This window comes from Telluria sp. ZB4P34 (assembly GCF_059686055.1).
This window is the reverse complement of sequence record NZ_JCASIF010000004.1, coordinates 279,366-302,581: the sequence shown is the minus strand read 5'-3', so window position 1 is coordinate 302,581 and position 23,216 is coordinate 279,366. Positions and strand designations below refer to the sequence as shown.

The window sequence follows — 23,216 nt, the reverse complement described above, 5'->3', positions numbered from 1 at the left end:
TTTTGTCCTCAGGCCTGCCCCGTAGCATATGCCCGGAGGTCGGGCGTGATGGTCCAGGCGTACAGCGTCGTGTCGCGGATCCGCACGATTTGTTCAGGCGGCCACTGCCCGCCCATGTGGAAGGCGTGCGATACGACGCGGCTGCCAGGGCGCAGCTGGCGCCATAGCTGCGGCATCAGCTTCAGGTTCACCTCGTACAGCAGATACAGCATGACCACGGTGGCCGGACTGAAATCGGTCGCGAACAGGTCTGCCTGCCGAAAGTGTACGCGCCGCTCGACGCCCGCGCGCCGCGCGTTGTCGCGCGCTTCGCGGATGCGTCTCGGGTCGAGGTCGATGCCGACGCCGCGCGCCCCATGGCGCCGCGCCGCTTCGATCACGATGCGGCCGTCGCCGCAACCGAGGTCATAGACCGTGTCGCCGTGCTTGATGCGGCCCAGCGCCAGCATGCGCCGCACCACATCGGGCGGCGTCGGCACGTAGGGCGCGACCGGTAGCCGTACAGCGGCGGCAGATGATGGCAGGATCAGCGCGGGCGCCATGGAAAGGCCGGCGAGCGCGGCGGTACCATGTGCCAGGCGCCGGCGCAAGGGCGAGGCCGGTCCGCTTGCGGACTCGGGACGCGTAGACGGACGATGGTCGGGCACGAAGAGGGCTCCTGATGGCTAGGGCGATAGTTGCGAGCCTACCGGATCGACAGCTGTATCGGCAGCGCCGAACGCGGCGTATCGGCTGGATATTGATGAATCTCAATAGATAGTGCATAATACGCGCACTCGGGAGGTTAGCTCAGGGGTAGAGCACTGCATTCACACTGCAGGGGTCGCAAGTTCGAAACTTGCACTTCCCACCAGAACATGAAAAAGGCCCGCAGCGGAAACGTTGCGGGCCTTTTTGCATGTCGGGTCCGCATCGGACGCGGCGCGCCCGATGCAGAATCGCTAGGCCGTCGACTGTTCTTCGCGCAGCCAGCTGAACAGCACCGCCATCATGAACGGCCCGACGAACAGGCCGATCACGCCCATGGTCGACACACCGCCCAGCAGGCCGAACAGCACGGCGAGGAAGGGCAGGTTGACCCGGTGGCCGATCAGCTTCGGCCGGATGAATTTGTCGACCATGAACAGCTCCACCGCGCCCCAGATGAACAGGCCCAGCGCGGCGCCGGCATTGCCTTGACCCAGCAGCAGCAGCGACACCATGGTGAAGGAGAGCGGGGCGCCGCCCGGGATGAGGGCCAGGTAGCCGGTGATCACGCCCAGCAGGGCCGGGGCCGGTGCGCCGGCGATGTAGTAGGCGATGCCCAGCACGATGCCTTCGAGCACGGCGATCGAGCACAGGCCGAGCGCCGTGCCGCGCACGGACAGCGGCAGGATGCGGCGCAGATTGGGGTAGTGCTCCGGCAGCAGGCGCTCGCCGGCGCCGTCGACGTAGCGCACCACCGCCGGGCCGTGCAGGTAGAGGATGAACAGGGTCAGCAGGGTCAGGAACAGGTAGAGCGCGTTGGCGAGGATCACCGAGCCCCAGAAGCGCGCCGCGCCGGTGAGGTGCGGCATCACGTCCCCCAGCGTGGTCTGGATCAGTGCGTTCAGGCCGCCCGGCACCGCCAGGTGTTCGTTCCACCACGCGAGGATGCGTTCCGCGACCACCGGGATCGCATTCAGCCAGGCCGGCGCCGGCACACCGACTTCGTTGAGCTCGGCCAGCAGGCGCTGGATGCCGACCAGCTCGTTGCCGAGCGCCTTGATCAGCAGGAGCGAGGGGCCGACAAAGCAGAACACCAGCAGCCCGAGCAGGATGCTGGCGCTGGCCATGCGCGGCAGCCCGCGCGCTTGCAGGCGTTGGTGCAGGGGCCAGGTGATAACGGCAAGCAGGCCTGCCCAGGCCAGCGAGCCGAGGAAGTGCTGCAGCAGGAGCGCCAGCGCGATGGCGAACAGCGCCGGCAGCACGAGTGACGAGTAACGCATCCTGGCCCGGACCCCTTGTAGCGTGTGTTGCGTGATCAGGCGTGCTGGAGGGCGGCGATGCGCTCCTCGCACGACGGGTGGCTGCTGAACAGCGCCATGACGCCGCCGCCGGCAATGCCCGCGGCCGCCATGGTCTTCGGCAGCGCGCCGGGAGCGAGGCCGCCCAGGCGGGCCAGCGCATCGATCATCGGCCGCGGCGTACCCATGATGCCGGCGGCGCCGCGGTCGGCACGGAATTCGCGCTGGCGCGAGAACCAGGCCACGATGACGCTGGCCAGGATGCCGAACAGGATATCGCACACGATCGCAGTGACGGTGTACGCGATGCCGGGGCCGCTGTTTTCTTCGTCCTTGCGCAGGAAGCTGTCGACCGCGTAGGCCACCACGCGCGCCAGGAAGATCACGAAGGTGTTTACCACGCCCTGGATCAGGGTGAGCGTCACCATGTCGCCATTGGCGATGTGCGCGACCTCGTGCGCCAGCACGGCCTCGACTTCGTCCTGCGACATCGAGGCCAGCAGGCCGGTGGACACGGCCACCAGCGAAGCGTTCTTCGACGCGCCGGTCGCGAATGCATTGGGCTCGCCTTCATACACGGCGACTTCCGGCATGGCGATGCCGGCGCGGCGGGCCTGGGCGCCCACGGTGTCGAGCAGCCAGGCTTCGGTGGCGTTCGACGGTTGCGCAATGACGCGTGCGCCGGTCGTCCACTTGGCCATCGGTTTGCTGATCAGGAGCGAGATGAAGGCGCCGCCGAAGCCCATCAGGCCGGCGAAGACCAGCAGGGCGCCGAGGTCCAGGCCGTTGGCGGTGAGGAAGCGGTTGACGCCCAGCAGGCTGGCCGAGATACCCAGCACCAGCATGATGGCGAGATTGGTCGCGATGAGGAGGACGGTGCGTTTCATGGTTCCGGTGTGCATTGATCGATAGCGGCAGGCACAGCCCACTGGGCGCGCCTGCTCATGCATAAGGATAAGGCACCCGGCTTGCCCGGGAAAAGCGAAGAAATCAGAAACATTACTTCATAAAAACAGAAGTAATGAGAGCGAGAGCGCCGAACAGGGCCCGGCCAGCACCAGGGCCGCGGTGGGAAGCTCAGCCGTGCAGGTCTTCGTCCTTGAGCGTGCCGTTGGCGTACAGGCGCAGCAGGATGGCGACCGGGGGCGGAATCACGACGCCGGTCTCGAAGCGGCTGCCGCTGGACTGGGTGACGCCGAAGCGGCTCCAGAATTTCTCCTGGCTTTCGCGCTTGCGGATGCGCAGGCGGCGCAGGTCGTGCGGCGCGGCCGGCCATGGCGCACTCTGGGGAGGGGTTTCAACGCCCAGTTCCATGCCCATTTCCTCGTCCATCATCTTTCCAGCCATTGCATCTTCCTTCCGTTCGCCATGTGAGGTGTCGCTTGCAGTCCGTCGGACCGCAGCACAGACCTGATCGTAGCCGGAAAGGGATGGTCCAAGGCTCACGAAAAATCACGCCGGGGAACATTTTGTAAATAGTCCTTTTGATACAGGCTGCTGTCGTGGACTTGTCCGGCTGGGGCCATCGCGCGGCAAACTCGGGTATGATCGATTTGTTTCTTTTTGACATCTGGCTCGTGCCGGATTCTGCGCAATGACTTTCAAGACCGAAGCGGCCGGCGCCTACAGCGCCCGCGCCGTTCACCTCGTCAACTGCGGCCTGGTCGTGCTCGATGCCGGCGCCGGGATCGTCCTGTGGAACGGCTGGATGGTGCCGCGCTCGGGCTACGCCTTCAACCGGGTGCGCGAGCGCTCCCTGTTCGACGTGTACCCCGAACTGCGCGGTTCGCGCGTCGAATCGGCGGTGCTGGCGGCGCTCACCGAAGAGATCGCGACCACCATCCCGGCATCGGCGGGCCGCTCGCCCTTCCCGCTGCGCGAGGCGGGCAGCTTCGACGGCCCACGCATCGAGCAGGCGGTCAGCGTGACGCCCTTCGTGGAGGGCGGCGAGCGCTTCTGCCTGATCGAGATCCGCGACATCAGCGGCGCCAGCGACCGCGAACGGCGCCTGCTCGACCACGCCGAATCGCTGCGCGCCCGCTCGTATGTCGACGGACTCACGGGAATAGCCAACCGGCGATACTTCGACCTTGCCCTGGAGCGCGAGCTGCGCCGCGTCCAGCGCAACGGCGGCGCGCTGGCGCTGCTGCTGATGGACATCGATTCATTCAAGGCCTACAACGACCACTTCGGCCACCAGGAAGGCGACGCCTGCCTGAGCACGGTCGCGCAGGCGCTGGCCGGCATGCTCAAGCGCCCGGCCGACGTGGCGGCGCGCTACGGAGGCGAGGAGTTCGCCGCGATCCTCCCCGATACCACGATCGAGCAGGCGCGCGCGCACGCGAACGCGATCCGCGCACACGTGGCGGCGCTGAACCTGCCCCATGCACCCGCGGCCGTGCGCCCCTGGGTGACGCTCAGCATCGGCGTGGCCGCATTCGACCCGCAGCGCCTGGACGAGCCGGCGCGCCTGATCGAGGCCGCCGACAAGGCCTTGTATGCGGCCAAGCGCGGCGGCCGCGACCGGGTAGCGGTCGACGGCGAGCCGGCCGTGCCTGCACAGGCGCCGGTGTGAACCGCGGCGCCGGCCGGCGGCGTGCGCCAGTCGGCCTCGCCTCCGGTAGAATTGCTCTGAAGGAACGCGACGCGCTGCGGCGCAGGTGGACTGCGCACCTGGCGTCGCCACGGTGCGCCACGGTGTCGATAGCGCCGGGCCCGGCGTGCGTCGTGTACACCCGGAACGCAGGGATCGCCACCGGACCGCCGTGCCGGCGCGGACACGAAGGGAGTCTCAAACGCCTATGCTGATCGGTCATTACCAACCAACGCTGGTACTTCTCTCGATCCTGGCCGCGATCTTCGCGTCCTATACCGCCTTGAGCATGGCCATGCGGGTCAAGCAGTCGCAGGGCATCGCCCCGCACGCCTGGATGGCCGGCGGCGCCTTCGCCATGGGCAGCGGCATCTGGGCCATGCACTTCATCGGCATGCTGGCCTTCCGCCTGCCGATGCCGCTCGCCTACGATCCCCTGATCACCTTCGTCTCCTGGCTGCTGCCGGTGATCGTGTCCGGCATGGCCCTGTGGCAGCTGCGCCACCGCGAGCTGGGCGGGCGCCACCTGGCCTGGGGCGCGATCCTGATGGGCCTGGGCATCAACGCCATGCACTACACGGGCATGGCGGGCATGCGCATGGACCCGGCCATTACCTACGATCCCTGGCTGTTCCTGGCCTCGGTCGCCATCGCCATCGGCGCCTCGGCCGGCGCGCTCTGGATCGGATTCAAGCTCAACGACAGCGTCAGGCACCCGCGCCTGGTGCAGCTGGGCGCGGCCGTCGTCATGGGCGGCGCGATCGTCGGCATGCACTATACCGGCATGGCCGCGGCCCACTTCGACGCGGCCAGCGTGTGCCGCGCGGCCGACAACGGCGTGAACCAGGACCACCTGGCGATCCTGGTCGCCGTGGTCACCTTTGCCATCCTCAGCATCGCGCTGCTGGCCGCCGTCTTCGATACCCGGCTCGAATCGCGCAACCGCACGCTCGCAGCATCGCTGGAAACGGCGGCCGAGCGCCAGGAGCTGTACCTGCGCGAACAGAAGGCGCGGGTCGAGGCCGAGCACCTGAGCCAGCTGAAGGACGAGTTCCTGGCCACGCTGTCCCACGAGCTGCGCACGCCGCTCAACGCGATGCTGGGCTGGTCGCAGCTGCTGCTGCAAGGCGCGCGCGACGAGGCGATGCTGCGCCGGGGCCTGGAAACGATCGAACGCAACGCACGCGCCCAGTCGCAGCTGATCGAGGACATGCTCGACATGAGTCGCCTCATCGCCGGCAAGGTCAGGGTCGAGGCGCGCCTGGTGCCGCCGGCGGAATTCGTCAACGCGGCGCTGGAGACCGCGCGTCCGGCGGCGATCGGCAAGCAGATCCACCTGGCCGCCACGATCGACTACGACGCCGGTCCGGTGATGGGCGACCCCGGGCGCATGCAGCAGGTGATGTCGAACCTGGTGTCGAATGCGATCAAGTTCACCGAGCCTGGCGGTCGCGTGGCGGTCAGCGTGCGCTGCGAAGGCGAGGAAGTGGCGATCGACGTGGCCGACTCCGGCGTCGGCATCGACCCCGAATTCCTGCCCTACGTGTTCGACCGTTTCCGCCAGGCCGACTCGTCGTCCGCGCGGCGCCACGGCGGCCTCGGGCTCGGCCTGGCCATTGCGCGCCAGCTGGTCGAGCTGCAGGGCGGCACGATCACGGTCGCCAGCGCCGGGGCAGGGCGCGGCGCCACCTTCACCATCCACCTGCCGGTCCACCGCGGCGCCGCGTCCGAGCCGGCGCCTGCGGCCGCGCCAGCCGTGGCCGTGGCCGTCGCCGCCGCAGGCGCCGGGCAGCCGGACGCCAGCCTGGCCGGGCTGACCATACTGGTGGTGGACGACGAGCCCGATTCGCTCGAACTGGTGCAGCAGGTGCTGTGCGAGACCGGGGCGCGCATCGCCACCGCCACCAGCGCGGGCGATGCGCTGCGCGCCATCGAGCGCCACCGGCCGGACCTGTTAATCAGCGACATCGGCATGCCGCTGATGGATGGCTTCGAATTGATCCGGCGCGTGCGCACGCTGCCCGACAAGACGCTGGCCGGCATGCCTGCCGTGGCGCTGACCGCGTTCTCGCGGCGCGAAGACCAGCAGCGCGCGCTGGAGGCCGGCTTCGACGAATACATGGCCAAGCCGCTGCGCCCGGCGGCGCTGCTGCAGACGGTGGTGGCGATGGCCGGACGCGCGGCGGTCAACCGTGCCTGAGCTGGCCGGATGGCAAGGGCGGGCGCCCTCGCCATCCGGTGGTCCTCACGACTATTGGGCCGGCTGCAACTGCGTGTCCGGCAGCACCAGGTGCAGTCGCAGCCCGGGTTCGTCGCTGTCCTGGTCCGGCATGGCGCCGTCCACGCTTTCGACGATGAAGCCGCGGTTGCGGCCCGCTTCCTTGCCCTTGTAGAGGGCGCGGTCCGCCAGCGCGATCGCCTGCTCCCAGCCGAAGGCGGCCCCCGATCCGGCGGGCAGCGACACGGCGCCGGCGGTGGCGCTGACGGCCAGCGTGGTGCCGTCGTCCAGCACCACCGGGGCGGCCGCGATCGCGTTCAGGATGCGCCGCACCAGCAGCGGGCGCTGCGCCTCGCTCACGCCTTGCGAATACACGAGGAATTCCTCGCCGCCCCAGCGCAGCACCATGTCCGACTCGCGTACCACCTCGTTCAGGCGCCGACCCACCTCGACCAGCACCGCGTCGCCGGCGGCGTGGCCGTGCTGGTCGTTGATGCGCTTGAAATGGTCGATGTCGAGCAGGGTGAAGCAGTCGCCTCCGCTCGCCGCGGCGGCGGCAGGCAGGCCGGGCGCCTCCTGCCGGTCGCGCATGCGTTCGACGAAGGAGCGGCGGTTGAACAGGCCGGTGAGCGGATCGTGCGCCGAGCGGTGCGCCAGCTCGGCGTTCAGTTCGGCCAGGCGGCGGCCGCTGGCCTGCGACTTCTGGTACAGCATGTAGACGAATCCAGACAGCACCAGGGCCAGTACGGCGCCCAGCGTGGCCAGCGCGGTGCGCAGGTTGCGGTTGCGCAGCTCGGCGTCCTTGACCGCATTCTCCTGGCGCAGGTGTTCGATCTGGGCGGCGCGCTGCTTGGCGTTGAACTGTTCCTGCAGTGCGGCGAAGGCCTTGTTGCGGCGCTCGACCGCCAGTGTTTCCTGGATCTTCTCGCGTTCGCGCACCGTCTGCAGCGCCTGGCGGTGCAGGCCGGCCTTTTCCAGCGCCGCGCTTTTCTCGTCCAGGATGTTCGAGACCGCCAGCATGGCGCCGGCCTTGCGCAGCTCTTCCGCGGTGCGGTCGATATGGACCACGCCTTCGGCGATCCGGCCCTGGCCGAACAGCGCGAAACCCAGGTTGGCATAGGCCATCTGGATGATGTTCTGGTCCTTCACCTGTTCCGAGACCGTTACCGCGGCGCGCGCGGCGCGCTCGGCCTCGCGGTAGCGGTGGGCCTTGAGCCAGGCATCCGCCACGTTGCCCAGGACGTTCGCCTCGAGCCAGCGCAGCTCATTCCTGCGCGCCAGCGCCAGTGCGCGGCCGAATGCGGCATGGGCCGGCTCCAGCTGGTCCAGCGCGACATAGGCGCGGCCGTCGAGGAAGTGCATGAAGGCCTCGACCCGCGGGGGAATCGCGTCGCGCCCCTCGAGGTACGCGCGCGAGCTCTCCAGCGCCTTGGCCGGATTGCCGCTGTTCACGTACAGGCGCGCCAGCGCGATGCGCAGGTCCGATTCGCGCGGATTCCACAGGTCGGGATGGCGCTGGACCAGCTCGAGGGCGCGCAGGTAATGGGAGAGCGCGCGGTCGTGCTGGCCGGTGGTGTTGTAGATCGCCCCGTAGGCGACTTCCGCACTGGCCTCGAACTCGGTGCTGGCAAGCGGGCGGTACTGCGTGTTCAGGGTCTCCAGCAGCGCCATCGCCGCGGCGGGATCGTTGTCGTTCAGGCGTTTGTGGACCCGCCCGAGGCTGGCCAGCCCCACCTGCAGGGCATCGCCCTCGCGGCCTGCCAGCGCGATGATGCGCTCGTCGACTGCGTAGGCTTCGCCCAGCTGCCCGGCATCGCTGTGGATGCGGCGCAGCAGGCGCAGGTACTCGACCTGCACCCGGTAGGGTACGCCCCGGGTGAACGCCGCCGCGTCCTCCAGCAGGCGGGTACGGGCTTCCGGATTGCTGCGTTCGGCGAGCTGGGCCAGCTCGCGCAGGCGCAGTTCGGCCGCCACCGCGCCGCCTTCCGCAGGCGCACCGGGCGACGCCGCCGACGCGAGCGCCAGCAACAGGGCCGGCACGGCCTTGCGCCAGGTGCGCATCCCGGTTCCGGATGGCAGGGGGGTCTTCATGGTGGTGGGCGATGCGTGCTTGTGCCCGGCGGGAGGCCGGCAGCTCGAGGCCGCTGGATGCGGCAACCCGCAGATTATGTTCTGTTGTCCTGCGGAAATCAAGCTTTGGCGCTGCGCCGTGGCTTCCGCGCGAACGTGGTTTTTTGAATGAAATAATCGAAATCATCGACTTTCGCGACTTTACTTTGATTCCAATCAACAATCTGGTGATAATGTCATGCCTGCAGCAAAACAAGACGTGCGACAGCTCGGGCATCACGCAACAGGCACGGCGACAAACGGTTCCCGGGTCAGGCATGCGGCTTACCGGCCAGCATGACGATCGCGCCACCGCGGCAGCAGGCGGACGCCACAAGACGCGCCCCAAGACGCGGAACCAAACTATTTTTTGATTGGAGAACAAGTAGTGAGTCTTTTCAGAACCAAGAATCTTGACACCATGGTGGCGGCGGCCCAGAAGCCGGGCGGCCTCAAGAAAGTGCTGGGTCCGTTCGACCTGGTCCTGATGGGCATCGGCGCCATCATCGGCACCGGTATCTTCGTGCTCACGGGAACCGGCGCCGTCACGGCTGGCCCGGCCCTCACGCTCTCCTTCATCGTCGCCGCGCTGGCCTGCGGCTTTGCTGCTTTGTGCTATGCGGAATTCGCCTCGAGCGTGCCGGTGGCCGGCTCGATCTATACCTACAGCTACTTCACCCTCGGCGAGATCGTCGCCTGGATGATCGGCTGGGACCTGCTGCTCGAATACGGCCTGGCCACCTCGACCGTTGCGGTAGGCTGGTCCGGCTACTTCCAGTCGCTGCTCTCGGGCTTCGGCGTCGTGCTGCCGGAAGCGCTGCGCGCGGCTCCTGGTGCACAGCCCGGCGTGGACACCGTGTTCAACCTGCCGGCTTTCCTGGTCATGCTGTTCCTGACCTGGATCCTGTCGATGGGCGTGCGCGAATCGGCGCGCATCAACAACATCATGGTGGTCATCAAGACCAGCGTCGTGATCCTGTTCATCGTGGTCGGCATCAACTACGTCAAGCCGGAAAACTGGCAGCCGTTCATGCCCTTCGGCTTCGGCAGCGTGATGAGCGCCGCCGCACTGGTGTTTTTCGCCTTCATCGGTTTCGACGCCGTCACCTCGGCCGCCGAAGAAGTCAAGAATCCGTCCAAGGACCTGCCGATCGGCATCCTCGGTTCGCTGGCCGTCTGCACCGTGCTGTACGTGATCGTCGCGGCGATCATGACCGGCATCGTCCCGTTCATGAACTTCAAGGGCGTCGACCACCCGGTCTCGCTGGCCCTGCAGTACGCCGGCCAGAACTGGGTCGCCGGTTTCGTCGACCTGGCCGCGATCCTGGGCATGAGCACGGTGATGCTGGTGATGGCCTACGGCCAGACCCGCATCCTGTTCGCGATGTCGCGCGACGGCCTGCTGCCGGCCAAGCTGTCGGAAGTGCACCCGAAATACGGCACCCCGTACTTCGCCACCTGGATGGTCGGCATCGTGTTCGGCCTGATCGCCGCCGTGGTGCCGCTCGGCGTGCTTGCCGAACTGGTCAACATCGGCACCCTGGCCGCGTTCTCGCTGGTGTCGGTGGCCGTGATCATCCTGCGCAAGAAGCGTCCTGACCTGCCGCGTGCCTTCCGCTGCCCGGCCGTGCCGGTGATCCCGGCGCTGGCCGTGATCTTCTGCCTGACGCTGATGTCCTTCCTGAGCTGGACCACCTGGGTCGCCTTCATCATCTGGCTGCTGATCGGCCTGGCGGTGTACTTCCTGTATGCCCGCCAGCGTTCGCTGCTGAACAAGCAGTAATCCCTGCGGCCGCGCCCCTGCGCGGCATGCGAAGCGCCCGGTCCCCGCAAGGTGGCCGGGCGTTTTGTTTGGCGGCGCAGGCGTGCGTCCCGGCGTGCTGGAGCGGAGGCAACGCGCGCCGTCGAGGTGGCGCCCGGGGACGGCGAGGGCGCCGTTGCCCGCATGCTGGCCGAGGGCGCGGCGCCGGTGCGCCCGTCCGCCGGCCGGCTGGTGGCGGACGGGCGCTCGGCGCAAGGCTCCCGTCCGAGTTCTTGGCCATTTGGTAAGAATCTACCTGTCCCACCTTTGTAATTTTGTAATCCCTTTCTTACACACTCACAGCACCGCTACCGATTCTCCGTACGTGGCCCAGGCCGGATAATGTTACCTATCGTCCCATGAGACCAACAATACGATCCGAGAGACCATGAATTCGATGCTGTTAGCCGACGCCACGAGCGCCGCCGCCCCCAGCCTTTCCGCACCCCGGGAACGCTCGAAGCACCTGTACTTCTCGCTCTACGACGACGCGCGCGCGCAGGCCGATGCGGCGCGCGCCTACCTGGCCGACCAGATCGCCGCCGTGCAGGCCCTGCCCAGCGACCTGCCGGCCTCGCTCGCCGAACTGCCGGCCTGGGTCGAGGAGCGCACCGATGCCGTCGGCCGGCAATACCGCGACTACCTGGCGGCGCGCAAGAACGGCGCGCCGCGCCGCTATTTCTCGTGCCGCGCGCACGCGCTGTACTTCATCAAGGCGGTCGCACCGACCAAGCTGGTGGACGGCGCCTGGCTGTACGGCCTGCTGAAGCACTGGGACAACCCGGCCTACCACGGGCTGATCAAGACTTACCTCGAAGAGCTGGGCGAGGGCGCGCCAAGCAAGAACCACGTGACGATCTACCGCAAGCTGCTGGCCACGCACGGCTGCGAAGGCTGGGAAGGCCTGGGCGAGCAGCATTTCGTGCAGGGCGCGATCCAGCTGGCGCTCGGCCACCACAGCGAGCACTTCCTGCCCGAAATCATCGGCTACAACCTGGGATACGAACAGCTGCCCTTGCACCTGCTCATCACCTCGTACGAGCTGAACGAATTCGGCATCGATCCCTACTACTTCACCCTGCACGTCACGGTCGATAACGCGGCCAGCGGCCACGCCCAGAAGGCGGTCCAGGCCTTGACCAACCTGATGCCGCGCGTGGGCGACCGCGACGCCTTCTACCGGCGCGTCCTCGACGGCTACCGCCTCAACGACATCGGCGCCGGCACCACCTCGTGCATCGCCGAGTTCGACCTGCAGGCCGAGCTGGTGGACATCCTGGCGGCCAAGAGCGGCGTGGGCAAGAACATGCACTCGGATTACTGCCGCGTTGCCGGGCGCTCGGTCAATGACTGGCTGGGCAACCCGGCCCAGATCCCGGACTTCCTGGCCGCGCTGGAAAAGGCCGGCTGGATCAAGCGTGGCGAAGAAGTCGAGCACAGCCGCTTCTGGCGCCTCGTGCACGGCGAGAAGGCCGAGATGTTCGGCGTCTTCAGCGCCTACGAACAGCAGGTGCTGCGCGACTGGATCACCTCCACGCCGGACGGCAAGCGCGTCGAAGGTCCGCGCGCGCTGACCTGGCGCGCGCGCCAGCGCACGCTCGACAACCTCGGCGAGCATAGCGAGCGCAGCGCCCACTTTCCGGAGCGCGGCCTGATCCGGCGCCATCCGCGCCTCGAAGCACCGGACAACGAACTCCGGCTGCTGGAAGAGCAGGTCGCGGCCGCAGCCGGCAAGCAGGAGGCGATGGATCTGCTGGGCGGCCTGATGTCGCCCGAGGTCCACCATACGGCTGTCGGCCTGATGGCCACCCGCATGTATACGCGCCTGTTCGACGCTTGAGTTGCCGGGCATGCGCCGCAGGCGCGGCGCCGGCCACATCAGACTTCCGCATGCCGGGCTGGCGCCCGGCATGCCTATAACTACGACAAGGATCTATTCGTGCAAATCCTGGAACAACGCTTCCTGCGCGGACCGAACGTCCACGCCGATTCCCCCTGCCTGCTGAGCGTAATCGACCTGCAGGACCTGTACGGCGCCTCGTCGAAAGACATCCCCGGCTTCATCGACGCCCTGCTGGCGGCGCTGCCGACCCTGCAGGGCCAGCTGCTGCCGATCGGGCAGCGCGGCGGCTTCGCCCAGCGCCTGCGCGAAGGCACCTACCTCGGCCGCGTGATCGAACAGGTCACGCTCGAGCTGCAGACCCAGGCCGCAGGCGCCCACCCTTCGCCTGCCAGCTTCGGGCGCACCCGTCCGGTCGCGGGGCGGCCGGGCGTGTTCCGCATCGTTTGCGCCTACCAGTCGGAAAAGCTGGTGCAGCCGGCGTTCGACCTGGCGGTGGAACTGGTCACCGCACTGGGGCGCGGAGAGTCCTTCGACCTGGCGCCGCGCCTCGAAGAGCTGGGCCGGATCGCCACGCGCCATGCGATCGGCACCAGCACCGCGGCGGTCCTGGCGGCTGCCCACGAGCGCGGTATTCCGACCCAGCGCATCACCGAGGACGCCAACCTGTTCCTGCTGGGCTGGGGCGTCAAGCAGAAGCGCTTGCAGGCCACGACCACCGGCGACACCAGCTTCATCGCCGTGAAGATCGCCAGCGACAAGCAGCTGACCAAGACCCTGCTGAAGGAAGCCGGTGTGCCGGTGCCCGAAGGCTCGGTGGTCGGCAAGGTAGAGGAGGCGCAGCGCGTGGCCGCGCGCATGAATGCGCCGGTGACGCTCAAGCCGCTCGACGGCAACCAGGGCAAGGGCGTCACGGTCGACTGCCGCGACCCCGAACAGGTGGCGCGCGCTTTCGAGTTCGCGCGCCAGTACGGGCGCAGGATCATCGTCGAGCGTTTCGTCGAGGGCCGCGACTTTCGCGTGCTGGTGGCGGGCGGCAAGGTGGCGGCGGCGTCGATGCGCCGTCCGGCCCACGTGGTGGGCGATGGCATCGGCACCATCCGCGAACTGGTCGAGCGCGAGAACGAGAACCCGGCGCGCGGCGCCGGCCATACCAACATCCTCACCAGGATCGCGCTGGACGACCACGCGGCCGACATGCTGCGCAAGCAGGGCTTCGACTTCGAGACCGTGCTGCCGGTGGGCGTGACGGCGGAGTTGCGCGGCAATGCCAACCTGTCCACTGGCGGCACCGCCGAAGACGTCACCGACCTGCTGCCCGAATCGACGCGCCTGCTGTGCGTGCGCGCGGCCGCCAAGATCGGCCTCGACGTGGCCGGCATCGACATCGTCTGCCGCGACATCGCCCTGCCGCTCGACGCCCAGCGCGGCGCCGTCATCGAAGTGAACGCGGCGCCTGGCATTCGCATGCACCAGTACCCAAGCAGCGGCGCCGCGGTTGACGCCGGCGACGCCATCGTGCAGGGGCTGATGGGCGAATCCGACGGGCGCATCCCGACCATCGTCATTACCGGCACCAACGGCAAGACCACCACCACGCTGCTGGTCGGGCATACGGTGCGCCTGGCCGGCAAGGTGGCAGGGGTCACCACCACCGAGGGCGTGTTCATCGACGGCAGGCAGATCGCCAGGGGCGACTGCACCGGCTACTGGTCGGCGCGCACCGTGCTCGGTTCGCCCGACGTCGAAGTCGCCGTGCTCGAGACGGCCCGTGGCGGCATCCTCAAGCGCGGCCTGGCCTTCGACCGTTGCGACGTCGGCGTGGTGCTCAACATCGCCGCCGACCACCTCGGCCTGGATGGCGTCGACACGGTGGAAGACCTGGCCCAGGTGAAGGCGGTGGTGGCGACCTCCGCTTCGCGCGCCGTGGTGCTGAATGCCGAGGACCCGCTGTGCGTGGCCATGGCGCGCCGCACCAAGCCGGAGGCGGAAATCGTGTTCTTCTCGATGGACCCGGAAAACCCGGTGCTGCTGCAGCACCTGGAAGACGGCGGGCGCGGCGTCTACCTGCAGGACAATGCGGTGGTGGTGGCCGACGGCCAGCTGCACCAGGAACTGTTGCGGGTGGAGAGCATGCCGGTGGCCTTCGGCGGCCGCGCGCGCTTCAACATCGCCAACAGCCTGGCGGCCGCGGCCGCCCTGATGGCCTCGGGCTTCAGCAACCTGCAGATCGCCACCGGCCTGTCGACCTTTGTGTCGAACGGCCGCACCAATCCGCTGCGCACCAACATGTTCGACATCCGCGGCGTGACCGTGATCGTCGACTACGCGCACAACCCGGCCGCCTACAGGGCGATGGCCGAGATGGCGCGCGCACTGCTGCCGGGCCAACTGGTGGGTATCGTCACCGCGCCGGGCGACCGCCGCGACCAGGACCTGGTCGAGGTCGGCCGCGTGTGCGGCGAGCGCTTCGACGAGCTGGTCGTGTACGAATCGCAGAGCCGGGGCCGCGAGGTCGGCGAAGCGGTCGACCTGATCCTGTCGGGCGCCGAAGAGGCGACCGGGGTCAGCGACACGCTGCACCGCGTGATCGAGGTCGGCGACGCTATCCGCCACGGACTGAGCCTGTGCCAGCCGGGCGACGTGCTGGTGTTTGCCTGCGGCTCCTCGCTGCAGGTCTTCGTGGATGCCTTGCGGGTCAACGATCCCGAGAGCGCGGACCTGGTGGCGGCGCAGGTGTAGGCAGGGCAGCGCCGGCAAAAAGCAAGCGGCCCGTAGGCCGCTTTTTTTCGCTTCAGAACAGGAACTGCAGGGCAAGGGTCCAGACGTTCGGCTTGAGCACGTCCGGCTTGTCCCTCGGCAGGCGTTCGTACTCGACCGTCACGGCGGTGTTCGGAGTGATCGAATACTGCAGGCCGAAGGCCCCATAGGCGCCGGTCGCCGACTTCTTGCCGATCCCGGCCGGCACGGGCGGGGGCAGGGCCGGGCGGCGGGTCTGCGCGACCCCGACCTTGCCGTAGACGGAGAGCTTCTCGCTCAAGGGCAGGCTGGGCTTGACCGCAATGTACATGCCGTAGCCGTTCTTCAGCCTGGTCGCGCCGCCCTCCAGGGCGAGCTGCCGGTTTACCTGGTAGCCGGCGAACAGCTTGGGGCTGGCCTTGGTCGCGGCGCCGACGTAGTCGACCCCGGAGACGCCGACGCCGGCATAGGCCTGTGGGGCGCTGCGCACCTGCTCGGCACGGGCGGCGCCCGCGGCCAGCATGCCTGCGAGGAGAACGGCGACGACTTTCTGCATACCTCTTCCTTCCGATGTTCGGGCCGGTCCGCTGTCTTGGAGAACGGGCCGGGTTACGGATGAGCAAGGTAACAGTAGTGAACAGGCATGAAAATGCCAAATTGTAACGAAATGCTAAAGATGAGCCGATTCAGCCCCCGCTGCGCCGTCCATTTAAGGAAGACTTAAGCGAAAGCGACCATCGGCGCGCTTTCGCATGCGGCGCTGCCTGTCGATCAGATCGCCTCGGCCTCGATCCGGCGCGCCAGTTCCGGTTTGTCGGGGCGAATCGCATCCAGCAGTTGCGACAGCGTGCTGCCGCAACCGAATACCAGCACGTCGCCCGGCTGGCACAGCGACAGGCCGTGGCGGATTGCCTGGTGCGACTCCAGCACCACGGTCAGCGCGTCGTCGGCCACCTTGGCCAGCCTGGCGCCGCGCACCAGCAGCGCGGCGGTCTCGCCGTCGGCGCGGCCGCGCTTGTCGGTCTCGAACACCACCAGGTCGTCGAAGCCGGCGGCGCAGGTGCGGCCGATGTCGACCAGGTCGGCGTCGCGGCGGTCGCCGGGCGCCGCCACCACGCCCACCAGCCGGCCCGCCGTCATGGCGCGTGCGCTCTCGGCCAGCGCGGCGTAGGCGGCGCAATTGTGGGCGTAGTCCACGATCACGGTCACGCCGTCGACGTCGAACAGGTTCGAGCGCATCGGGTTGTGCCTGGCGTCGGATACGAAGCTGCGCAGGCCGTCGACGATCTCGAGCTTGCCGAAGCCGTGGGCGGTGAGGGCGGCCGCCGCCGCCAGCGCGTTGGCGATGTTGTAGCGCGCCGCACCGCCCAGCGACACCGGCATCTCGCGTGCATCGAGCAGCGCCTCATGGCGCGCGCCGTTGGCCAGCACCAGGCTCATGTTCTGCTGCGTGTCCTGCAGGTAGACCGCGCGGCCGCCGTTCTCGAGGTGGCGCAGCAGGGTCGGGTTGTCGGCGTCGAGCGAGAAGTAGATCACTTCGACGCCGTCGCGCAAGTCGTCGGCCATCGCCACGCAATAGTCGTCCTCGGCGTTAAGCACCACCACGCGCGCGGCGCGCTGGGCCACCACGGCCTTCACGCGGGCCAGGTCGTCCAGGGTCTCGACCCCGTCCAGGCCGAGGTGGTCGCTGGAGACGTTCAGCACCACCGCCACGTCGACCCGGTCGTAGGCCAGGCCGCGCTTGAGGATGCCGCCGCGCGCCGTTTCCAGCACGGCGAAGTCGACCCCAGGATCGGACAGGACGCTGCGCGCCGAATGGTAGCCGGTGCAGTCGCCCTTCATGGTCCGCATGCCGTCGACGAAGACGCCTTCGGTGGTCGTCACGCCCGTGCGCAGGCCCGCCATGCGGGTGGCGTGGGCGACCAGGAGCGCGGTGGTGGTCTTGCCGTTGGTGCCCGTGATGGCCACGGTCGGGATGCGGCCGTCGCATTCGCCGAACAGCGCATCCACGATCGCCGCCCCGGCGTCGACGGGCGTGCCGCGGCTGGGATACTGGTGCATGCGGATGCCGGGCGCCGCGTTGACCTCGATGATGCCGCCGCGCTGCTCGCGCAGCGGCTGCGCGATATCCTGGCAGACGATGTCGATGCCGGCCACGTCCAGGCCGATGGTGCGGGCCGCGCGGATGCAGATGTCGCGGGTCTCTTCCGGCAGCAGGTCGGTCACGTCCTCGGCGGTGCCGCCGGTCGAGAGGTTGGCGTTGCCGCGCAGCTCGGCCGGGACGCCGGCGGGCAGCACGGTGTCGAAACCGTAGCCCTGCCTTGCCAGGGTCTCGGCGGCCAGCGCATCCATGGGTATTCTGGTGAGGATGTTGGTGTGGCCTTCGCCGCGCGCCGGGTTGCGGTTCTCGACCTCGACCAGCTCGCGGATGGTCGAGCGGCCGTCGCCCAGCACGTGCGGCGGACGGCGCCATGAGGCGGCCGCCACCTTCTTGCCGGTCACGAGCACGCGGTAGTCGCGGCCCCGCAGGTGTTCTTCCACGATCACGCGGCGGCCATGCCTGCGCGCGTGGGCAAACGCGCGCGCCACTTCCTCGGGCGTGGCGCAGTCGGTGGTCACACCCTTGCCCTGGTTGCCGTCGAGCGGCTTGACGGTGACCGACGCCTTGTGAATGGAATGCAGGCGGCGGGCCACGCGCTGGGCCTCTTCTTCGCTGGTCACGGTGGAGCCGCCCGGCACCGGCACGCCGGCCTGCTCGAGCAGGGCCTTGGTCAGCTGCTTGTCGCTGGCGATGCCCACCGCGATCGAGTTGGTGGCGCCGGTGATGGTGGCCTGCAGGCGCTTTTGGCGGCTGCCCCAGCCAAGCTGGAACAGGTTGGCTTCCTCGGTGAGGCGCAGCGCCGGGATGCCGCGCCGGATCGCGGCCTGCACCACGGCGCCGGTGCTGGTCCCGACCGCATGATCCTGCGCGGTCTCGCGCAGGCGGCTCACGGCCGCGTCCAGGTCGAAGGGGCGGTCTTGCGCGGCGGCCTGCACCAGGTCGAGGGCGACCCGCAGCGCGGCGTCGGCAAGCTGCTCGGTGGTGTAGCCGCACACGATGCGGCGGGCGTGCGGCGCGCCGCCGACCGCCAGGGTGGCGCCGAAGCCGCCGGGCGCGCCGGCCAGGCGCTGCAGTTCGGCCAGCACCGGCTCGATTGCTTCCAGCGCCGGCATGTCGTCCGCCAGGCGCGCGGCGGCATCCGCAGGCAGCCCGGGCAGCAGGGCGAACAGGCGCGCGGCAAAGCCGGCGCGCCTGCCGCCCGTCCTGCCCGTGCTGCCCGCGCCATCGGCGCGCTCTTCGATGACTGCCATCAGGCAGGGGGTGCCGGCATACAGGTTGGGGCCGCGCAGCAGGCGTTTTTCCTTGATCTTCATGAAATCGGGTTCCGTTTCGTTACGTTTTCCAAAAAATCGAGCAGGGGCGGCGGCAGGCCCTTGCCGGGAGCGCCGCCGCCGGGCAGCCGGTAGCTGCTGCCGGCCGGGAGCAGGTGCAGGCGCACGTCGATCAGTTCCGGTGTGTCCCGATCCTTGATGTCGGCCAGGTTGGTGATCATGGTGCGGCCGTCGACGATGGTCACGGCGCCCTGGCCGAGCACCTCGATGCCGACGCCGATGCCGACCACCAGCGCGGTGTCCTCGTCGATCCCGATGCCCTGCAGGTAGGGGTTTTGTGCGACCACGCTGAGCAGGCGCGAGAGGCGCTGGCGCTCCGAGAAGTGCTGGTCGACCACCACGCGGTGCAGGAAGCCGAGTCCCGCTCCCAGGCTGACCGAACCCTTTTCGGGATGCAGTTCGACACGACCGGTGGCTAGCATGTGGCCCGACATGGCGGAGGCGCCGGCGCTGGTGCCGCCGATGGTGGCGCCGCGCACTTTCAGGGCCACGTGCATGGCTGCGTCGAGGGCGCTGCCCCCGATCAGGGCCAGCAGGCGCTTCTGGTCGCCGCCGGTCATGAAGATGCCGGTGGCCGCGTCGACCTGGCGCACGAATTCCTCGCTGTTGGCATCCTGGCGGCTCTCGATGAGCATGTGGCTGCGCTGCTCCACGCCGAGCGCGCCGAAGGCATTGTCGTACACTTCCCACATCTCGTCGGCGAGCTTGCTGGCGGCCGTGATCACCACGATGCGCGCATCCTTTCCGCCCGACAGTTCCACGAAGCGGGTCAGGATTTCCATGTCGTGCTGGCGGTCCTCGCTCCCGCCGATGATGACAAGGTGGCCGTCGCGCTGTTCCTGTCCGTTCATCGCTGGGTCATCCTCGCCTGGGGCATGCCGTGGTAGCACAGGGCGCCGGCCTCGGTGCGGCTCACCGCGATCAGGCCGACGGCGACTTCCTTGTCGAACAGGTCCAGGCCGCGCTTGAGGGCCTGCTCGAGCGGCACGCCGTCCTCGATCCAGCCGTAGACGGTGCGCGCCAGCAGGTGGCGCATGATGTGTTCGCCAATGCCGGTGGCGGCGACGGCGCCGTGCGGACCGGCGAAGAAGCCGCTGCCGATGATCGGGCTGTCGCCGACGCGTCCCAGCAGGCTGGGGGCCGAGCCGCCGGTGGAACAGGCCACGGCGAAATGCCCGTCCGGGCCGCGCACCACGGCGCCCACCGTGTCGCAGGCGCTCGACTTGGGGAGCTGCAGCGGAGTCTTGTAGTTCCAGAAACGGTCGAACAGGCGGTTGTCGACGCCCGGCATGAGCGGCACCGAACCGGCCAGCTCCTGCATCAGCTTGCGATGGTCGGCGCGCTGGCGTTCCGAGACCGGCGCGCCGCCCGGCATGCCGAGCGAGCGCGCGAAGCGCTGCGCGCCTTCGCCAGCCAGCATCACGTGCGGGGTGTCGGCAATGGCGCGCGCCAGCCTGACGGGATTGTTCACGTCGCGCACGCAGGCCACGGCGCCCAGGCGCCCGCGGGTGTCCATGATCGAGGCATCCATCTCGATGGTCGCGCCGTCCAGGCCGAGAATCGCGCCGCTGCCTGCATTGAAACGGCCGTCATCCTCGAGCGTGGTGACGGCGATGATGGCGGCGTCGAGCGCGTCGCCGTTGCCCTCCAGCTGCGCCAGTGCTCGGCGCGCCGCCAGCACGCAGCCGTCTTCGTTTTCCATCGGTGCGCCTGCGCCGCCGTGCACGACGACGGCGCCAGCCTGTTGGGAGTTGCTCATGTGGTCCTTGAGAATGTCATTGTGCGTTGCAAGAAAACGTTTTTTGTTGTCACGCAGTTAAGATCGCCATTATCCGCAAGGGGAGCGGTGCACCACATCGGTACAGTTGCCGTGCTTGTGTAAGAAGTTGCTTACAGGGAGGACTGCCCGGCGGGATAGAGCAGGGACGCGCCGCGCAGGGCGCTGCGCAGGGCGCGCATGAGTTCGAGACGGGCGGAAGGTGTCAGATAACGTCCGATCTCGACCCGCACGCCGCGCGCCTCCACCAGCACCAGGGTGCGCATGCCGCTGCCGGGCAGGCTCACGCGCGCATGTGCCGGATCGAGGCGGACCTCGGTGCGGCGCGCTCCGTCGGCCCGCTCGACCAGCAGGCAGCCGTCGCGCAGCACAACGTGCTCGTGGTCGAGCGCATGGCGGCAGTAGTGCAGGAGGGCGGCGCCCACCGCCGTGGCTTCCAGCAGCGCGAAGGCGAGCACCATCCAGGCCCCGCGCAGCGTGAACGCCAGCGCGATGCCCAGCGTGCCGACGCATAGCAGCGCGTACACGAGCAGTGCCTGGCGTGGCGTGAGCGAGCAGTTGCGCTTCATCAGCCACTCGGCCGCAGGGGCAGCGGTGGTCGCCATCGTCTCGGTCATCGTGTGTCAATAAGGTTGACAATAAGCTTGTCAATACGGGTGTGTACCAGTTTGCCACAAGCGGGAAAAAGGCGGCACCCGGGCGTTTCATGCCGCTCGTAATCTGTTACCATACCGCCCCCTTCATCGATAAGCTTCCTATGGCGCTCGCTTGCGGCCTTGATTTCGGCACCTCCAATTCCACCGTCGGCTGGCTCCCGGGCGGCAGGGCGGCAACCGGCCAGCCGTCCGGCGCCGCCAGCCTGCTCGCACTGGAAGACGGCAAGGCAACTTTGCCCTCGGTCGTGTTCTTCAATGCCGACGACGAGCAGGTGAGCTATGGTCGCGCGGCACTGGCCGACTACCTGGAAGGCTACGAGGGCCGCTTGATGCGTTCCCTGAAAAGCCTGCTCGGCACCAGCCTGATCGAGGGCCAGACCGAAGTCGCCGGCCGCGCGCTCCCTTTCAAGGCGCTGCTGGGCCAGTTCATCGGCGAGGTCAAGCGTCGTGCGGAACGCCAGGCCGGGCGCGGCTTCGACAGCGCCGTGTTCGGCCGTCCGGTGTTCTTCATCGACGAGGATCCCGAGGCCGACCGCCGCGCCCAGGACACGCTGGAAGAAGTGGCAAGATCGAGCGGCTTCCGGCACATCTCCTTCCAGTACGAACCGATCGCCGCCGCCTTCGACTACGAGTCGCGCATCGAGCGCGAGGAACTGGTCCTGATCGCCGACATCGGCGGCGGCACTTCGGACTTCTCGCTGGTGCGCCTCGGCCCGCAGCGCAAGGAGCGGGTCGAGCGGCGCGACGACATCCTCGCCAACGGCGGCGTGCACATCGGCGGCACCGACTTCGACAAGTACCTGAGCCTGGCCAGCGTGATGCCGCTGCTCGGCTACGGCAGCACGCTGCTGTCGGGCGCGGCCATCCCGTCGAGCTACTACTTCAACCTGGCCACCTGGCATACCATCAACCAGGCCTATACCCGCAAGAGCGTCGCCCAGCTGGCCGACCTGGTGCGCGACGCGGCCGAACCGCACAAGCTGCAGCGGCTGCAGCGCCTGATCGACGACCGGGCGGGGCACTGGCTGGCGATGCAGGTCGAGGCGGCCAAGATCGGCCTGTCGGCCAGCCCTACGGCGATCATGGAGCTCGACCGGCTGGACCCGGCCGAGTCGCTGCCGGTGACGCGCGCCGCTTTCGAAGCCGCGATCGGCCAGCTGGTGGACAGCGTAGGCGCCACCGTGCTGCAGCTGTTTCTTGACGCGGGGGTGGAACCGGACGCGGTGGATACGGTCTTCTTCACGGGCGGATCGAGCGGCGTGTCGCTGCTGCGCGAGCGCATCGCGGCGCTGGTGCCGCAGGCCCGCAAGGTCGAGGGCGACCTGTTCGGCAGCATCGGCGCCGGGCTGGCGCTCGACGCGCTGCGCAAGTTCGGATGATTCCTCAAGACGGCACAAGACAAGGAAACCAGCATGAGTGTGTATGAACGCCCGATCGTGATGCTCGACTTCGAGACCACCGGCCTGTCGCCCGAGATGGGCGACCGCATCACCGAAGTGGCGGCGCTGCGCATCGTCGGCGGCGAGATCCGCGAGCGCTACGTGTCGCTGGTGAACTGCGGGGTGCGCATCCCGTCCTTCATCACGCAGCTGACGGGCATCACCCAGGACATGGTCGACAGCGCGCCGCCGAGCCAGAAGGTGGTGGCCGAATTGCTCGACTTCATCGGCACCGACACGCTGTCGGCCCACAATGCGAGCTTCGACGAGAAGTTCCTGAAGGCCGAAGGCTGGCGCATCGGCCGCCCGACCGCGCACTGCGGCCTGGTGTGCTCGCTCAAGCTGTCGCGCCGCCTGTTCCCGGGCCTGCCCAGCTACAAGCTCGGCAACCTCTCCAGCCGGCTCGGCATCGCTTTCCGCGGCGCCGCCCACCGTGCCGAGGCCGACGCCGAAGTCGCGGCCGAAGTGCTGCTGCACGCGGCGCGCCACCTTGGCAGCACCCATGGCCTGCAGCAGGTGGCGCCGGACCTGCTGGTGTCGGTCAACAAGCTGGCCGCGGCCAAGGTGACGGTCTTCCTTGACAAGTACGCGCTGCTCGAGCGCGAGCGCCGCACGGCCGGCTGAGCC

The 23,216-nt window shown here is 68.5% G+C and carries 18 protein-coding genes and 1 tRNA gene; 9 read left to right on the top strand and 10 right to left on the bottom strand.

The window, feature by feature from the left end:
* Positions 1 to 8: 8 nt before the first annotated feature.
* A complete protein-coding gene (locus tag AC56KL_RS10350; RefSeq protein WP_497180065.1) occupies positions 9 to 647 on the bottom strand; it encodes a methyltransferase domain-containing protein in 639 nt (212 codons plus the stop codon).
* 131 nt (positions 648 to 778) lie between these two features.
* Between AC56KL_RS10350 and AC56KL_RS10345 the strand changes: the two genes are divergently transcribed.
* Positions 779 to 853 (top strand) — tRNA-Val (locus AC56KL_RS10345).
* An 88-nt stretch (positions 854 to 941) separates the two neighbouring features.
* Here the strand turns inward: AC56KL_RS10345 and AC56KL_RS10340 are convergent.
* The 3 genes from AC56KL_RS10340 to AC56KL_RS10330 all read right to left on the bottom strand — a co-directional run bounded on the left by AC56KL_RS10340 (position 942) and on the right by AC56KL_RS10330 (position 3,332).
* Positions 942 to 1,967, bottom strand: a complete 1,026-nt coding sequence (locus AC56KL_RS10340) for an AI-2E family transporter (protein ID WP_497180064.1) — start codon at positions 1,965 to 1,967, stop codon at positions 942 to 944.
* A 35-nt stretch (positions 1,968 to 2,002) separates the two neighbouring features.
* Positions 2,003 to 2,872 carry a protease HtpX gene (gene htpX, locus AC56KL_RS10335; protein ID WP_497180063.1) on the bottom strand — a complete coding sequence of 290 codons (870 nt, stop codon included), beginning with the start codon at positions 2,870 to 2,872 and terminating at the stop codon, positions 2,003 to 2,005.
* A 190-nt stretch (positions 2,873 to 3,062) separates the two neighbouring features.
* The gene (locus AC56KL_RS10330) at positions 3,063 to 3,332 is read right to left on the bottom strand and encodes a helix-turn-helix domain-containing protein (protein WP_497180062.1); all 270 of its coding nucleotides are present in this window, start codon (positions 3,330 to 3,332) and stop codon (positions 3,063 to 3,065) included.
* Between the two features lie 247 nt (positions 3,333 to 3,579).
* Here AC56KL_RS10330 and AC56KL_RS10325 point away from each other — a divergent pair, with 247 nt between their 5' ends.
* Positions 3,580 to 4,560, top strand: a complete 981-nt coding sequence (locus AC56KL_RS10325) for a diguanylate cyclase (RefSeq protein ID WP_497180061.1) — start codon at positions 3,580 to 3,582, stop codon at positions 4,558 to 4,560.
* A gap of 226 nt (positions 4,561 to 4,786) precedes the next feature.
* Complete coding sequence (locus AC56KL_RS10320; protein ID WP_497180060.1) at positions 4,787 to 6,778, top strand: MHYT domain-containing protein; 1,992 nt, start codon at positions 4,787 to 4,789, stop codon at positions 6,776 to 6,778.
* Between the two features lie 51 nt (positions 6,779 to 6,829).
* On the opposite strand, the gene AC56KL_RS10315 is transcribed toward AC56KL_RS10320, so the two are convergent.
* Positions 6,830 to 8,887: a tetratricopeptide repeat-containing diguanylate cyclase gene (locus AC56KL_RS10315; RefSeq protein ID WP_497180059.1), complete on the bottom strand. Its 2,058-nt coding sequence runs from the start codon at positions 8,885 to 8,887 to the stop codon at positions 6,830 to 6,832.
* A gap of 11 nt (positions 8,888 to 8,898) precedes the next feature.
* Between AC56KL_RS10315 and AC56KL_RS10310 the strand changes: the two genes are divergently transcribed.
* The 4 genes from AC56KL_RS10310 (at position 8,899) to cphA (AC56KL_RS10295) (ending at position 15,288) form a co-directional block, all read left to right on the top strand.
* Complete coding sequence (locus AC56KL_RS10310; RefSeq protein WP_497180058.1) at positions 8,899 to 9,279, top strand: hypothetical protein; 381 nt, start codon at positions 8,899 to 8,901, stop codon at positions 9,277 to 9,279.
* Between the two features lie 14 nt (positions 9,280 to 9,293).
* Positions 9,294 to 10,688 (top strand): branched-chain amino acid transporter BcaP, encoded by a 1,395-nt coding sequence (gene bcaP, locus AC56KL_RS10305; protein ID WP_497180057.1) that lies wholly within the window; start codon positions 9,294 to 9,296, stop codon positions 10,686 to 10,688.
* A gap of 406 nt (positions 10,689 to 11,094) precedes the next feature.
* On the top strand, positions 11,095 to 12,546 hold the full coding sequence (locus AC56KL_RS10300; protein WP_497180056.1) for an iron-containing redox enzyme family protein: 1,452 nt from the start codon (positions 11,095 to 11,097) through the stop codon (positions 12,544 to 12,546).
* A gap of 99 nt (positions 12,547 to 12,645) precedes the next feature.
* A complete protein-coding gene (gene cphA / locus AC56KL_RS10295) occupies positions 12,646 to 15,288 on the top strand; it encodes a cyanophycin synthetase (RefSeq protein ID WP_497180055.1) in 2,643 nt (880 codons plus the stop codon).
* A 52-nt stretch (positions 15,289 to 15,340) separates the two neighbouring features.
* Here cphA (AC56KL_RS10295) and AC56KL_RS10290 read toward each other — a convergent pair whose 3' ends face one another.
* The 5 genes from AC56KL_RS10290 to AC56KL_RS10270 form a co-directional block, all read right to left on the bottom strand.
* Positions 15,341 to 15,841 (bottom strand): outer membrane beta-barrel protein, encoded by a 501-nt coding sequence (locus AC56KL_RS10290; RefSeq protein ID WP_497180054.1) that lies wholly within the window; start codon positions 15,839 to 15,841, stop codon positions 15,341 to 15,343.
* 215 nt (positions 15,842 to 16,056) lie between these two features.
* Positions 16,057 to 18,699 carry a cyanophycin synthetase gene (cphA, locus tag AC56KL_RS10285; RefSeq protein WP_497180053.1) on the bottom strand — a complete coding sequence of 881 codons (2,643 nt, stop codon included), beginning with the start codon at positions 18,697 to 18,699 and terminating at the stop codon, positions 16,057 to 16,059.
* On the bottom strand, positions 18,696 to 19,568 hold the full coding sequence (locus AC56KL_RS10280; RefSeq protein WP_497180052.1) for a cyanophycinase: 873 nt from the start codon (positions 19,566 to 19,568) through the stop codon (positions 18,696 to 18,698). The genes cphA (AC56KL_RS10285) and AC56KL_RS10280 overlap by 4 nt, the downstream gene beginning before the upstream one ends.
* Positions 19,565 to 20,476, bottom strand: coding sequence for an isoaspartyl peptidase/L-asparaginase (locus AC56KL_RS10275; protein WP_497180051.1), 912 nt, complete (start codon positions 20,474 to 20,476; stop codon positions 19,565 to 19,567). The genes AC56KL_RS10280 and AC56KL_RS10275 overlap by 4 nt, the downstream gene beginning before the upstream one ends.
* 131 nt (positions 20,477 to 20,607) lie before the next feature.
* Complete coding sequence (locus tag AC56KL_RS10270) at positions 20,608 to 21,111, bottom strand: DUF2244 domain-containing protein (protein WP_497180050.1); 504 nt, start codon at positions 21,109 to 21,111, stop codon at positions 20,608 to 20,610.
* Between the two features lie 140 nt (positions 21,112 to 21,251).
* Between AC56KL_RS10270 and AC56KL_RS10265 the strand changes: the two genes are divergently transcribed.
* Both AC56KL_RS10265 and AC56KL_RS10260 read left to right on the top strand, forming a co-directional pair.
* Positions 21,252 to 22,529 carry an Hsp70 family protein gene (locus tag AC56KL_RS10265; protein ID WP_497180049.1) on the top strand — a complete coding sequence of 426 codons (1,278 nt, stop codon included), beginning with the start codon at positions 21,252 to 21,254 and terminating at the stop codon, positions 22,527 to 22,529.
* Positions 22,530 to 22,562: 33 nt separating this feature from the next.
* Positions 22,563 to 23,213, top strand: coding sequence for a 3'-5' exonuclease (locus tag AC56KL_RS10260; protein WP_497180048.1), 651 nt, complete (start codon positions 22,563 to 22,565; stop codon positions 23,211 to 23,213).
* Positions 23,214 to 23,216 lie beyond the last annotated feature (3 nt).